Below are 12,833 nucleotides of genomic sequence, written 5' to 3'. Positions count from 1 at the left end.
ATTTTTCATAACATTTTAATTACAACCAAATGTCAGACGATAAAAAGGTCATTTTTTCAATGTCCGGGGTTACCAAGACCTATAAAACGGCCAATACCCCTGTGCTTAAAAATATTTATCTCAGTTTTTTCTACGGTGCCAAGATCGGTATTTTGGGTCTCAATGGTTCTGGTAAATCCACTTTGCTCAAAATCATTGCGGGGGTCGATAAAAACTATCAAGGAGATGTGGTTTTTTCCCCAGGATATACAGTGGGCTATTTGGAGCAGGAGCCGCTTCTCGATGAGAACAAGACCGTACTGGAAGTTGTAAAGGAAGGGGTTGCGGAAACTGTTGCCATTCTGGATGAGTACAATAAGATCAATGATATGTTCGGCCTTTCCGAAGTGTATGAAGATTCTGATAAGATGCAAAAGCTGATGGACAAACAAGCGGCTTTACAGGACAAAATCGATGCTGCTAATGCTTGGGAACTCGATACCAAGTTGGAGATTGCCATGGATGCACTGCGCACACCGGAATCGGACAAAAAAATTAATGTGCTTTCAGGAGGGGAAAGAAGACGGGTGGCTTTGTGCCGTCTGTTGTTGCAGGAGCCCGATGTTCTTTTGTTGGACGAGCCTACCAACCACTTGGATGCAGAATCGGTTCATTGGTTGGAACATCACTTGGCACAATATAAAGGAACGGTGATTGCCGTGACCCACGACCGTTATTTCTTGGATAATGTTGCTGGTTGGATCCTGGAACTGGACAGGGGAGAAGGTATTCCATGGAAGGGGAACTATTCCAGTTGGTTGGATCAAAAAGCCAAGCGATTGGCCCAAGAGAGCAAACAGGCATCCAAAAGGCAAAAGACTTTGGAGAGAGAGTTGGAATGGGTACGACAAGGAGCCAAAGGTCGTCAGGCCAAACAAAAGGCACGTTTAAAGAATTACGACAAGCTTCTCAGCCAAGATCAAAAACAGATAGAGGAAAATTTGGAGATCTATATTCCCAATGGTCCTCGTTTGGGAACCAACGTAATCGAGGCCAAAGGTGTCAGTAAGGCTTTTGGTGACAAATTGCTGTACGAAGAGTTGAACTTTAACCTTCCGCAGGCGGGTATCGTTGGAATCATTGGACCTAACGGAGCAGGTAAGACTACCATTTTTAAAATGATCATGGGGGAGGAGACTCCCGACAAAGGTGAATTTGTGGTAGGAGAAACGGCTAAGATTGCTTATGTGGACCAAAGCCATTCCAACATCGATTCAGAAAAGACCATTTGGGAAAACTTCAGTGATGGACAGGAATTGGTGATGATGGGTGGAAAACAGGTAAATTCTCGCGCTTATTTGAGCCGATTTAATTTCTCTGGAAGTGAGCAGAACAAGAAAGTAAACATGCTTTCGGGTGGTGAACGAAACCGCCTCCACTTGGCAATGACGCTAAAGGAAGAAGGCAACGTTTTACTTTTGGATGAGCCCACCAACGATTTGGATGTAAACACCCTTCGTGCCTTGGAAGAAGGATTGGAAAACTTTGCAGGCTGTGCGGTAATAATTTCCCACGACAGATGGTTCTTGGATAGGATCTGTACCCACATCTTGGCGTTTGAAGGGGATTCACAAGTCTATTTCTTTGAGGGGTCCTTCTCGGATTATGAGGAAAACAAAAAGAAACGCTTGGGCGGTGATATCATGCCCAAGCGCATCAAGTATAAAAAATTGATAAGATAAGAAGAGGATTATTCTTCTCCACCGAGATTTTTGATTCCCTCTTCCAATATTTTCTTGGCCCTTTCCAAATAGGCTTTTTGATGGGCCGCCAAATTATTGGGGTCACCATTGTCTTGTGCAGGATTGGCTCCAATGGTCTTGGATAGTTCCACCAATTGGGAAATGGCACTTTCTGCGGAATGCAGTTTATCTTGGGCGTGTTTGTCAAAGATTTTGATCATTTCCAATTCCATGCTGTTCACGGATTCCGTGTCCTCTTGTTGTGGATGTGCCTCGTTTTCAAAAATGGCCGTATCGGTATCTTCCACAACGGTTTCGGTTGTTGAAATGCCAATGGTACATTCATCAAGGAACGTGATCAACTCGGTGATTTGTCCCAGTGCTTTTTTGGTAAAGAACCTTCCTGCTTCCCAATCCGCAGGTTCAATGGCCTTGTCCAAGGATTCCATAGCATCTATGGTCTTCTCGTCTGCTTTGGCACATACACATTCACCCTTGGAAGCTTTTGCCTTTTCCAGGGCTTCCCATGCCCTTTCGGCATAGTACATCTGGTGTTCAAAATTGGTGGCGGACATCGCCTTCTTACAATGGTTGAGCGCGTAGGTCACTTTGGAATAAAAGGCATCACACTGGTTTGCGAAGGTAGTTTGAACGGCAAAAAATAGTACCGCAACTACTAAAACATGGGATTTGGGGGCCATGGTCAAGTATTTGATTTGGTTAATAGTTTGTTATGCTAACGCCAAAAAGGCGGTATTATTATAATGGATTAAAAATCATCTTTGGGATACCAATCTAGTTGTACCACCTTAATATTAGGGTCTCCTTCGTTCACCAAAGTTTTGAACTTCGCCACATCACTAACGTCGGGACGGCCCCTATAATGATAAGGGTATACCTCTTTGGGCTTGAACTCCAACACAGCATCGGCGGCACTTTCCTCGGTCATGGTATAAGGTAAGTTCATGCAAATAAAGGCTTTGTCAATGTTCTGCAATGCCCTCATTTCTGGAATATCTTCCGTATCCCCAGAAAAATAAATACGCTCTTGGCCAACGGTAAGCACATATCCGTTACCCCTTCCCTTGGTATGGAAATCAAGGGCTTCTTCCCGAAGATTGTACATAGGGATGGCCTCAACGGTAATTCCGGAGAAATTTTTGGTGTCCCCATTGTTCATTACCACAACAGGAGAACCAAAATCGGCAGGGATTTGGTCAGCTACTGCTTTTGGGGTCACCACGGTTGCTTTTACGGTATCCAACGCTTGTAGGGTCTCCAAACTGAAATGGTCGCCATGGATATCGGTGATTAAAATTAAAGTGGGTGATTTTTGACCCACAAAGGCTTCTTTGCCACCTACGGGATCTATGTAAACGGTATTTCCATCCCATTCTAAAACAGCGGTGGCATGTTCAATAGGAATGATGGTAGCTTTCTCAGGAACCTCCGTCTCCATTTCGGTGGCAACTTCTGTAGATTCTTCATCCTGAGGCTTGTTCTGCTTACAGGCAAAGAAGAGCATCAATGCTATAATGGGCATAATTCTTTTCATCATGGAATTTTTGAGTTCCTTTAAAAATAAGGTTTCTCCGACACTATGATGATTTTTTTCACAAAAAATTTTGGTTAAATAATCCAAACCAGAATCTGAAGCGTATATAAACCAAACACAATTGATCAAAACATTTAACGAGAATCAATTAAATCAAAAAGTTATGACTGAAACAAAAAGCAATAACAATGGATTGAAGGTAATTGCCGGGTTGTTGGGTGTAGTTCTTTTGGGAACCATCATCTATACCGTGAGCCTTTACCAAGACAAAAAGAAGACAACCGAAGCGCTTACCCAAGAAAAGGAATTGGTTGTTGAGGACTTGAACAACTTGAAATCCGAGTATGACAAGGCCATTTTGGAAAGCAACGCTACCAATGAAGAATTGGTTGCCGCTAGGGACAATATTGCAAAGTACATCGATTCTGTACAAGGTATGAAAGCTGATATCGCTTCTCTTTCCCGATACAGAAGACAAGTAAGCGTTCTTAAAGCTGAAAGGGAGAAATTATTGAAGCAAGTAGATTCCTTGACACAATCTAACAGCTTGTTGGCCATGCAAAGGGACAGCACGTTTGTTGAATTGGAAAAACAAACCGTCTTCAACGATTCTTTGATCGTTCAGAACACTCAATTGGCCGATGCTGTTGAAAGAGGTTCTGCCCTTAATCTTTCCACTATCAGTGTAGATGCTGTTAAAGAAAGAAGCAGCGGTAAATTGGTGTCCACTTCAAGAGCTAAAGCTACCGATAAACTTAAAGTTTGTTTCACCGTGGCTAGCAACACCATTGCCGAAGCTGGTGACAGGGAATTCTACATTGAAGTTTTGGGACCACAAGGAAACGTTCTTGGTGATGGCTTCAGCAAGTCAACCGAAGAAGGTGCTTCCATCACTTACAGCAAAGGAACCAATTTCTACTACGAAAATGATGCCTTGGATGTATGTGACTATGTGAACAAACCAGCAGATGATTACCAAAAAGGTAACTACATGGTAAATGTTTATGACAGCAAATTGAAATTGTTGGGTACTTCCAAGTTCGAGTTGAAATAATACACACTATCCATCATAAATAAAAGGCCCGTCCAAATTTGGACGGGCTTTTTTTATGCTTCAATATTTTTTGAAAAGCTATTTCAAACTGCCCACCATATCCTCTGGACGCACCCACGCATCGTATTCTTCTGGGGTAACATAACCAAGGTTAACAGCTTCTTCCCGCAACGTAGTACCATTTTTATGGGCCGTATTCGCAATTTCTGCTGCCTTATAGTATCCTATTTTAGTATTCAAGGCGGTGACAAGCATCAAAGAGTTGTTCAAAAGCGTCTTGATCACTTCGTGGTTGGGTTCAATTCCTATGGCACAATGTTCATCAAAACTTACGCAGGCATCGCCCAACAATTGGGCCGACTGTAGAATATTGGCTGCCATTACAGGCTTGAACACGTTAAGCTCATAATGTCCTTGGGTTCCACCAACACTAATAGCAACATCGTTGCCCATTACTTGGGCACAGACCATGGTCATGGCTTCACACTGAGTTGGGTTCACCTTACCGGGCATAATGGAACTTCCTGGCTCGTTGGCCGGAATAATGATCTCCCCGATACCGGAACGTGGGCCTGAGGCCATCATTCTAATATCGTTCGCAATCTTGTTCAAAGAAACAGCCAATTGTTTCAATGCCCCGTGACTCTCCACAATGGCGTCATGTGCGGCCAAAGCTTCGAACTTATTTTCAGCCGTGACAAAAGGCTGGCCTGTAAACTTGGCAATGTATTTGGCCACAAGCACATCATACCCTTTTGGGGTGTTCAATCCAGTACCCACAGCGGTTCCACCTAAAGCCAGTTCTCCAAGGTGGGCCAAGGTGTTTTTGAGTGCTTTGATGCCGTGTTCCAATTGCGAAACATATCCGGAGAATTCCTGCCCCAAGGTTAGGGGAGTGGCATCCATTAAGTGGGTCCTACCGATTTTTACAACATTTTTGAATTCTTTGGATTTTTTGTCCAACGTATTTTTGAGCTGCTCCACACCGGGGATGGTGACCTCAACAATTTTTTTGTAGGCGGCAATGTGCATTCCCGTCGGGAAGGTATCATTGGAAGATTGGCTCTTGTTCACATCATCATTGGGTTGGATGGTTTTTTCACCTTCCCCAATTTTTTTTCCAGCAATTTCATGCGCCCTGTTGGCAATTACTTCGTTCACGTTCATATTGCTTTGCGTGCCGGAGCCTGTTTGCCAGATAACCAATGGAAATTGGTCGTCGAGTTTCCCTTCCAGGATTTCGTCACAGACCTGTGCGATCAGGTCTCTTTTTTCTACACTGAGTACACCAAGCTCATGGTTTGCATAAGCGGCGGCCTTTTTTAGATAGGCAAATCCGTAAATGATGTCCATCGGCATGGAGGCAGGGGTGCCGATTTTAAAATTGTTTCTGGAGCGTTCTGTCTGTGCACCCCAATATTTGTCCGCGGGCACTTTCACCTCGCCCATGGTATCTTTTTCTATTCTGAAACTCATTGGAATATGATGATTTTGTTGTTCTACAAAGATAAACCATCACAGTATCATATGTAAAAGTCAACCGAATAATATTGTTTTTCAACTAAAATGGGCCATGTGGCTTTTTTCTTTCATTATTTATGTTTTAATTGGACCTCATATAAAACACCAACCATGAAAAACCTGACCATTTTAGCATTTTTGCTATGTATTTCCCATGTCTTCTCGCAAACAGATTCAACCGATACAGGTTTTGAATTGGACGAAGAAATCTATTTAAAAATTCTGGACAGCATCAATAATTCCTATACTTTCCAGAAAGGTACCATACAACTTGGGAATGATCTTGCCACACTACATGTGCCCGAAGGTTTTAAATATTTGGATGGTCAACAGAGCCAACGCGTGCTTACCGAACTTTGGGGCAATCCACCGTCTGAAACCTTGGGCATGTTGTTTCCCGAGGAGATTTCCGTTCTGGGTGACGATTTTACCTATGCCATTGAAATTACCTACTCGGAAGAAGGTTATATCGACGACGACGATGCGGACGATATCGATTATGATGACCTTTTGGAGGATATGCAAGAGAGTGCCATCGAAGAAAACGAGGAACGCAAAAAACAGGGGTACCCGACCGCGGAGATTGTAGGATGGGCCGCTGAGCCCTTTTACGACCATAACGCCAAAAAATTGCATTGGGCCAAGGAGATAAAATTTGAGGGGATGGATATGAACACCCTTAACTACAACATCAGGGTACTGGGCAGAAAAGGATATTTGAACCTGAATGCCATAAGTGATATGGATAAATTACATCTGGTACAGAACAACATAGACAGGGTCATATCCAGTGCCGAATTCAATCCGGGTAAACGTTATTCGGATTTTGATCCAGATTTTGACGAAGTGGCGGCTTACGGTATAGGTGGATTGATTGCAGGCAAAGTATTGGCCAAAGTAGGGTTCTTTGCTGCATTGCTCAAATTTTGGAAGATTATTGCCGTAGGTGTCGTAGCCGCTTTTGGTACTTTGAGAAAAAGACTTTTTGGTTCGAAAAACGCATAAAATTTAAAAGAGGCCTTGTTTAAAACTATTTTTTCATTGTATCTTTGTTGCATCTAAAGGAAAAAAAATGTTCGAATTTGACCAATATTTAGGTTTTCTAGCTTTTTTAACGATTTTGACCATAGGTTTTTGGTTGATGATTTTCTTGTTGACCTTCGTAGTACCTTATTGGTTGATCGGTAACCTTAGGGAATTGTACAAAGAAAAAAAGGAGGCCAGGCAAGCGGCCAGACTAGAAGAATAATAAAAGAAGCCAATTTGGCTTCTTTTTTGTTTTGAAAGATACCATGTTTTTATGGTGACAGCTCTTATACCTACCATAAAAGTATTTGATGATAAACCAGTTTACGTAAAACTATAGCATAAAAAAAGAAGCCATTTCGGCTTCTTTTTTTCTTTGGTTTAGGTTGGTCAGTTGGTTTATCCTTCAAACTGTCTTTCTTCCTCGCCGTCCTCTTGTGGTCCCCTTCGGTTGTTTTTCTCCTTAGGTTGATTGAAACGATAGATAAAAGAAAGGTTTATTTGTCTTTTTCTCCATTGAAATTCACTATCAGAGGTAAAGGTCGGTGTTTCGGTAAAGGACCTTCTTTTTCTCGAATTGAACACATCGCTCACATTCAAGGAAACCGTGGCCTTATCCTTAAACACATCCTTGCTCATGGCCAAGTTCATGGAGAACATACCTTTGGTATCACTTTGTGCCGTTTGTCGTGGACCCATGTAAAACGAGTTGGCCTGGAGTTCAATTTTGGCTGGGAGGGTAAACTTGGAACTCAACCTAGCGAACCAGCTTGAATTGGTGGTTCCATACTCAACCCCATTGAACTCACCATCGGAAGTGAAGGTAAAGAAGTTGAAACTGCTGTTCAATCGCCACCATTTGGCAGGGCTGTATATAACACCTGCTTCCGCTCCAATACGTTCGTTGGTAGATAGGTTGATGGGTAATGACCGTATGATCTGAATCCCATCTGAAGTTACTTGTCCCGTTTCTTCCCTAATGAATTCAAAAGACCTTGTTTCTTTTTGATAATAGATGGAAGAGGTAAGCGTCAATTTTTTCCATCTTTTCATATACCCAATATCATAGGCATTGGCATAGGCCGGATCTAAATCGGGATTCCCCTGAAAAACATTCGTTCTACTAGATCTGGAAGGAAAAGGATTGATAAACCAGCCGCGTGGCCTATTGATCCTTCGGTTGTACCCAACGGAAATGTTCTGCGTCTTGGAGAGTTCAAAGATAAGGTTGACGGTAGGGAAAAGTCCCAAATAATTCTTATCAAAATTAAGATCCACATCCTGTCCTATGATTTCCTGTAAGGCTTCGCTATCGATGTTGGCGTCCACATTTCCTTTCATTTGGGTATTTTCCAAACGAAGACCCAACAACACCGAGAACTTACCGTATTTGTTGCCGTATTGGGTATACAGGGCATTCACGTTTTCACGATAGGTAAATACATTGGTAAGATCGTAATTGGTCTCAAACTGTCCGGTATTCTGGTTTAGGGTATCCAATTGATAATCGTTCACCTCTTTTTCAAAATTCCCTCGGTAACCCGCTTCAAACTGCGCATCACCCATAGGCAGCACATAGTCTATCTGTGCTAAAAAGTCGTCCTGTTTCTGATTATCGTAGATGTTTTCCAAGGCCAAAAGATCGTTGTTGGGAATGGTGTTGTTTTCCTGTATTCCCGTCAATCCATCTTCATTGTCATATGAATACTGAAGGTCGGCGGTCAATTTGTGGCCTTCATCATTGATGTTGTTCGTGTAGTTCAAGGAAAACTGTCTACTATTCTCTTTTTGTGCTTGATCTTCGGTCCTTAAAGTTCTACTGTTTAAATCGCCATCTGCAAACCTTTGATTGTCGTTTTCGGTCACATCGTTCTCATCAGACCACCTGTAGAAAAAGCTACCGGTGACGGAAGACTTATCAGTCAGGAAATACTCCATCCCGATATTGATATTGAATCCGTCATCGTTTCGGGTAATGTCCCTATCCTCAATGATTCTGTCAAAATCACTGGCATCGGAAAAATATCGGTTGTCGTTCAAACCACTTCCAGGAGATTCCCTGTGAAAATAGCCCAGGGTGTTGAAAATATTGAACTTTTCGGTCCTGATATTGAAATTGGTGGTCACCCTGGCGTTGAAGGGCACTCCTACCGTAGTGTTCACGGACCCGTTGATGCCCAACGTTTTTTCTTTTTTGAGCACGATATTCAGGATGCCTGCAGTTCCTTCGGCATCATACCGGGCCGATGGACTGGTGATCACTTCCACTTTTTCAATGGCATCCGCGGGCAATTGTTGCAAAATATCAGTAGAACCAAAACCAGCCAAAGCGGATGGTTTTCCATTGATCAAGATCCTAACATTGTCATTTCCACGAAGACTGATGGCACCTTCCACATCCACGGAAACAGAAGGGATATTGTTCAAAGCATCACTTACATTCCCTCCACTGGTGGTAATATCTTTACCAATATTGTAGATTTTTTTATCGAGTCGGACTTCCACAGTGGTCCGTTCCCCCACGACCTCTACGGCTTCCAATTGTGCTACGTCTGCCTCAAGACGAATAGAGCCCAGATTTGTAGAAGAGGTATAGGTTTGTCCATTTAAGGAATAGGTCTTGAATGAAAGAAACTCTACCCTAATATTATATTTGCCCGGAACGGTCTCTATGGAAAATTCACCGGATGTATCAGTGATTCCTCCAGTGACTTTATCAGGATTGTCGGCATCCTGAAGGACAAAAGTCGCATACTCCAGAGGTTGACCTGATTCGGCATCTATAACTTTACCGGATATGGTTATGTTTTGCTGATTTTGCCTTACTTGTCCTTTGATTGTGGATAAGGTCAGTAGCAGCAACGGGACGATAATCCTGTGCATAGTCTGAATTTAGTGGAGCAAAAATGTGTGGAAAAAAAGTAGGGAAGAAATATTTGTCTCCCAACAACATAATTGGGCCTGCGAATGACCTTAAAGAATTGTTAATCCTTTTTATTTTTCTTCTTTTTCTTAGTCTTATTTTTGGTCTTGAAGCTGTTTTCCTGCAGTGAGACAAAGGCATTGTATTTATCCTCTGGAAGGCCTGCCTTTAATTCTTCTTTCGTTTTATGGTCTATCTTTTCGAACTCTTCCTTCATCTTAAGAGGTTCCAACTCCAGTATGTGAAGTTCAATTTTCTGTTGAACGGATTGTAGTAGTGCTGTTCTCACGACAGCTTGCTCAAAAGGATCCAGCCCCAATTCTTCACTAATGGATGGCATTTGCGTATCTACAATTTCCTCAGCGGTCGGCGGTGTTTCATCTTTCTTGGATTCGGTGGGTCCAGCATTAGGGATCATACTTTGCCCTCTACCATAACGGCTACCGTAGGGATAACCATAACCGTATCCATATTGGGCGGCAACATTATTTACGGACAACAGTCCCAAAACAAAGGATAAAACGATTAGGGTGTTTGTGCTTTTCATATTTTAAAGATATGATTTAGTAGCTAGTATTCTGAAAATTCAATGTTAAATTCAACTGGCAATCAATATTATAGCAAGGTATTGATTTTTTCAGGAGGCCTGCCAATGACCGCTTTTTTCCCAACCACTACGATGGGGCGCTCAATGAGTTTGGGATTCTTGGCCATGGCTTCCAAAATATCTTCATCGGATAGCTTTTTGCCCTTGAACTTTTCTTTCCAAATGGTTTCGTTTTGTCGAACCAAATCTATGGGGGAAATGCTCAAATACCTTAATAGGGTTTTAAGTTCTTCTTTAGTAGGTACATCCTCCAAATATTTAATGACTTCAAAATCCTTTCCGGAATTTTCCAGGATCTGCAATCCTTCCCTTGATTTCCCACACCGTGGGTTATGATATATTTTGATCATTTTTTCAACGTTTATCAGGCATCAGGTGCCTGTATTTAAACTATTCTTCCTCCTTTTGCCCCATCATCATCAGGTAGGCCTTTAAAAAGGCATCGATATCCCCATCCATTACAGCATCCACATTACCTGTTTCTTCACCGGTGCGCACATCCTTTACCAATTTGTAGGGATGCATCACGTAGTTTCTAATCTGTGATCCCCACTCGATTTTCATCTTGGAAGATTCTATTTCGGCCCGTGCTTCTTGTTTTTTACGCAGTTCTATTTCATATAACTGTGACTTCAACATCTTCATGGCGGTTGCTCGGTTGTCGTGTTGGGAACGGGAATCAGAACAAGAAATTTGGATGCCCGTAGGTTTGTGGAACAACTGTACTTTGGTTTCCACCTTGTTTACGTTCTGTCCACCGGCGCCACTGGAACGGGCTGTGGTAATTTCAATATCGGCTGGACTGATCTCGATTTCGATAGTATCATCCACCAAGGGATACACATAAACAGATGCGAACGAAGTGTGTCTTTTGGCATTGCTGTCAAAAGGGGAGATGCGCACCAAACGGTGCACGCCATTTTCGCCTTTTAACCATCCGAAAGCATATTCACCTTCTATCTCCAAGGTTACGGTCTTTACTCCGGCCACATCACCTTCCTGGTAGTTGAGTTCCTTGACCTTGTATTTATGTTTCTCGGCCCACATCAGATACATCCGCATCAACATGGAAGCCCAATCGCAACTTTCCGTGCCACCGGCACCTGCTGTGATTTGGAGTACGGCAGTGAGTTCATCCCCTTCATCCGAAAGCATGTTTTTGAACTCAAGGTTTTCAATAAGGTCGACAGCTTTTTTGTATTGCTGTTCCACTTCGGCCTCAGTGACCTCACCAGCTTGCTGGAACTCCATAAGCACCTCAAGGTCTCCGACCAAGGCCTCGGCCTCATTAAAGTCTTCTACCCATTTCTTTTTGGATTTAAGTGTCTGCATTTGAATTTGGGCTTCTTGTGGATTGTCCCAAAAACCGGGTTCGAGTGTTTTTTCCTCCTCGTTTTCTATTTCGATAAGTTTGGCATCGATGTCAAAGATACCTCCTTAACGCACCAAGGCGCTCAATAAGATCTTTCTGTTGATCTGTAGTTACCATGAATTGTATTTTGGGGCAAAAATAGGGTTCTTTCAGCACATAAAATAATCTATTGCTGCTGCTGTTCTTCTGCGGTTTTTACCAGCACGGAATACTTGGTCTCGTTGTTTCCCAAGGTATAGACAACGCCTTTTAAAGGTGCACAATCATTATAATCCTTGCCATGGCAAACCTTTATATGGTTGTGGTTGGCCAACAGGTTGTTGGCGGGGTCGAATCCTATCCAGCCTACATTTGGAACAAAGGCCTCGGCCCAAGCATGCATTTGGGAATCCCCAAAAAAACCAATGCCCTGATGCAGGTATCCGGAGACATACCTACAGGGAATACCGTTGTGTTTGGCAATGGCACAGAACAGGTGGGTGAAATCTTGGCACACACCATGGCGTTTTTCTATGATTTCCGCCAAAGGGGTATCCACATCGGTGACCCCAACTTTAAAATAAAGATGTCCGAATGCCCAATAATTCAAATCCGTCAAATTTTCAAAAACGGATTTATCGGAATCGAAAAGGAATATGGCCCTGTGTTGTTCGGGTAGGGTGGTCAGTTTGGTTTTTCTCAAGTAGGGTTCATAGTCTACCTTGAAATTGAGACTATTCATAATTTCAAGCTCATCGTCCAAATTCAATGGTAATTCAAAATCAAAAGGGTTGATTTCTTTCTTTTTCAGTTTAAAGTGTGCATTGAACTTGATATGGTCGATTTCCCGTTTGGAGCGTACCTGAACCGTTTTAAAGCCCAATCCATTCTCCGAAACACTGTTCCGTTCACCCAAATCGTTCTCAAAATGCCAGTAGGTAACCTCTTGGGTATCATTGTCCTCTGGAATCACCAAAAACTGCCAAAAGGCTTCGCTCAGCCCCTTTTCATAGGAGTTCTGGGTATCATAATCTATTTCATATTCATAGAACATGTGAGCGCAATTCAATCCTGC

12 protein-coding genes are annotated in these 12,833 nt (G+C 42.6%); 4 read left to right on the top strand and 8 right to left on the bottom strand.

The genetic code is table 11. The features are described 5' to 3' along the window. Nucleotides 1-29 precede the first annotated feature (29 nt). The gene (gene ettA / locus D2V05_RS05030) at nucleotides 30-1,721 is read left to right on the top strand and encodes an energy-dependent translational throttle protein EttA (RefSeq protein ID WP_119646428.1); all 1,692 of its coding nucleotides are present in this window, start codon (nucleotides 30-32) and stop codon (nucleotides 1,719-1,721) included. An 8-nt stretch (nucleotides 1,722-1,729) separates the two neighbouring features. On the opposite strand, the gene D2V05_RS05025 is transcribed toward ettA, so the two are convergent. Both D2V05_RS05025 and D2V05_RS05020 read right to left on the bottom strand, forming a co-directional pair. After that, nucleotides 1,730-2,422, bottom strand: coding sequence for a hypothetical protein (locus D2V05_RS05025; protein ID WP_119646427.1), 693 nt, complete (start codon nucleotides 2,420-2,422; stop codon nucleotides 1,730-1,732). A gap of 68 nt (nucleotides 2,423-2,490) precedes the next feature. Next, a complete protein-coding gene (locus D2V05_RS05020) occupies nucleotides 2,491-3,279 on the bottom strand; it encodes an MBL fold metallo-hydrolase (RefSeq protein ID WP_119646658.1) in 789 nt (262 codons plus the stop codon). Between the two features lie 160 nt (nucleotides 3,280-3,439). Here D2V05_RS05020 and D2V05_RS05015 point away from each other — a divergent pair, with 160 nt between their 5' ends. Next, a complete protein-coding gene (locus D2V05_RS05015) occupies nucleotides 3,440-4,330 on the top strand; it encodes a hypothetical protein (protein ID WP_119641720.1) in 891 nt (296 codons plus the stop codon). Between the two features lie 78 nt (nucleotides 4,331-4,408). Here the strand turns inward: D2V05_RS05015 and fumC are convergent, their stop codons facing one another. Continuing rightward, nucleotides 4,409-5,806 (bottom strand): class II fumarate hydratase, encoded by a 1,398-nt coding sequence (gene fumC, locus D2V05_RS05010; protein ID WP_119646426.1) that lies wholly within the window; start codon nucleotides 5,804-5,806, stop codon nucleotides 4,409-4,411. A gap of 156 nt (nucleotides 5,807-5,962) precedes the next feature. On the opposite strand from fumC, the gene D2V05_RS05005 reads away from it, so the two are divergent. Continuing rightward, nucleotides 5,963-6,856 (top strand): DUF2167 domain-containing protein, encoded by an 894-nt coding sequence (locus tag D2V05_RS05005; protein ID WP_119646425.1) that lies wholly within the window; start codon nucleotides 5,963-5,965, stop codon nucleotides 6,854-6,856. A gap of 67 nt (nucleotides 6,857-6,923) precedes the next feature. Then, nucleotides 6,924-7,100 (top strand): hypothetical protein, encoded by a 177-nt coding sequence (locus D2V05_RS19635; protein ID WP_183114785.1) that lies wholly within the window; start codon nucleotides 6,924-6,926, stop codon nucleotides 7,098-7,100. Between the two features lie 176 nt (nucleotides 7,101-7,276). Here the strand turns inward: D2V05_RS19635 and D2V05_RS05000 are convergent, their stop codons facing one another. The 5 genes from D2V05_RS05000 to D2V05_RS04980 all read right to left on the bottom strand — a co-directional run bounded on the left by D2V05_RS05000 (nucleotide 7,277) and on the right by D2V05_RS04980 (nucleotide 12,812). Then, nucleotides 7,277-9,760, bottom strand: a complete 2,484-nt coding sequence (locus tag D2V05_RS05000) for a TonB-dependent receptor (protein ID WP_119646424.1) — start codon at nucleotides 9,758-9,760, stop codon at nucleotides 7,277-7,279. A gap of 101 nt (nucleotides 9,761-9,861) precedes the next feature. Beyond that, nucleotides 9,862-10,347: a hypothetical protein gene (locus tag D2V05_RS04995; protein ID WP_119646423.1), complete on the bottom strand. Its 486-nt coding sequence runs from the start codon at nucleotides 10,345-10,347 to the stop codon at nucleotides 9,862-9,864. Nucleotides 10,348-10,415: 68 nt separating this feature from the next. Next, a complete protein-coding gene (gene arsC, locus D2V05_RS04990; RefSeq protein WP_119646422.1) occupies nucleotides 10,416-10,757 on the bottom strand; it encodes an arsenate reductase (glutaredoxin) in 342 nt (113 codons plus the stop codon). Between the two features lie 40 nt (nucleotides 10,758-10,797). Then, a protein-coding gene (gene prfB / locus D2V05_RS04985) for a peptide chain release factor 2 (RefSeq protein WP_119646421.1) occupies nucleotides 10,798-11,896 on the bottom strand; the annotation gives its coding sequence in 2 pieces (ribosomal slippage) (nucleotides 10,798-11,832 and nucleotides 11,834-11,896; 1,098 coding nt in all). A gap of 49 nt (nucleotides 11,897-11,945) precedes the next feature. Continuing rightward, nucleotides 11,946-12,812 (bottom strand): transglutaminase-like domain-containing protein, encoded by an 867-nt coding sequence (locus tag D2V05_RS04980; protein ID WP_119646420.1) that lies wholly within the window; start codon nucleotides 12,810-12,812, stop codon nucleotides 11,946-11,948. Nucleotides 12,813-12,833: the final 21 nt, after the last annotated feature.

The sequence above is a fragment of the Flagellimonas pelagia genome (genome assembly GCF_003584135.1).
Classification (GTDB): domain Bacteria; phylum Bacteroidota; class Bacteroidia; order Flavobacteriales; family Flavobacteriaceae; genus Flagellimonas; species Flagellimonas pelagia.
This window is presented reverse-complemented; position numbering and strand designations above follow the sequence as displayed.

Excerpts from the sequence above, each read along its gene's own strand:
- ettA (WP_119646428.1), top strand. The coding sequence starts at position 30 with ATGTCAGACGATAAAAAGGTCATTTTTTCAATGTCCGGGGTTACCAAG.
- D2V05_RS05025 (WP_119646427.1), bottom strand. The coding sequence starts at position 2,422 with ATGGCCCCCAAATCCCATGTTTTAGTAGTTGCGGTACTATTTTTTGCC.
- D2V05_RS05020 (WP_119646658.1), bottom strand. The coding sequence starts at position 3,279 with ATGATGAAAAGAATTATGCCCATTATAGCATTGATGCTCTTCTTTGCC.
- D2V05_RS05015 (WP_119641720.1), top strand. The coding sequence starts at position 3,440 with ATGACTGAAACAAAAAGCAATAACAATGGATTGAAGGTAATTGCCGGG.
- fumC (WP_119646426.1), bottom strand. The coding sequence starts at position 5,806 with ATGAGTTTCAGAATAGAAAAAGATACCATGGGCGAGGTGAAAGTGCCC.
- D2V05_RS05005 (WP_119646425.1), top strand. The coding sequence starts at position 5,963 with ATGAAAAACCTGACCATTTTAGCATTTTTGCTATGTATTTCCCATGTC.
- D2V05_RS19635 (WP_183114785.1), top strand. The coding sequence starts at position 6,924 with ATGTTCGAATTTGACCAATATTTAGGTTTTCTAGCTTTTTTAACGATT.
- D2V05_RS05000 (WP_119646424.1), bottom strand. The coding sequence starts at position 9,760 with ATGCACAGGATTATCGTCCCGTTGCTGCTACTGACCTTATCCACAATC.
- D2V05_RS04995 (WP_119646423.1), bottom strand. The coding sequence starts at position 10,347 with ATGAAAAGCACAAACACCCTAATCGTTTTATCCTTTGTTTTGGGACTG.
- arsC (WP_119646422.1), bottom strand. The coding sequence starts at position 10,757 with ATGATCAAAATATATCATAACCCACGGTGTGGGAAATCAAGGGAAGGA.
- D2V05_RS04980 (WP_119646420.1), bottom strand. The coding sequence starts at position 12,812 with ATGTTCTATGAATATGAAATAGATTATGATACCCAGAACTCCTATGAA.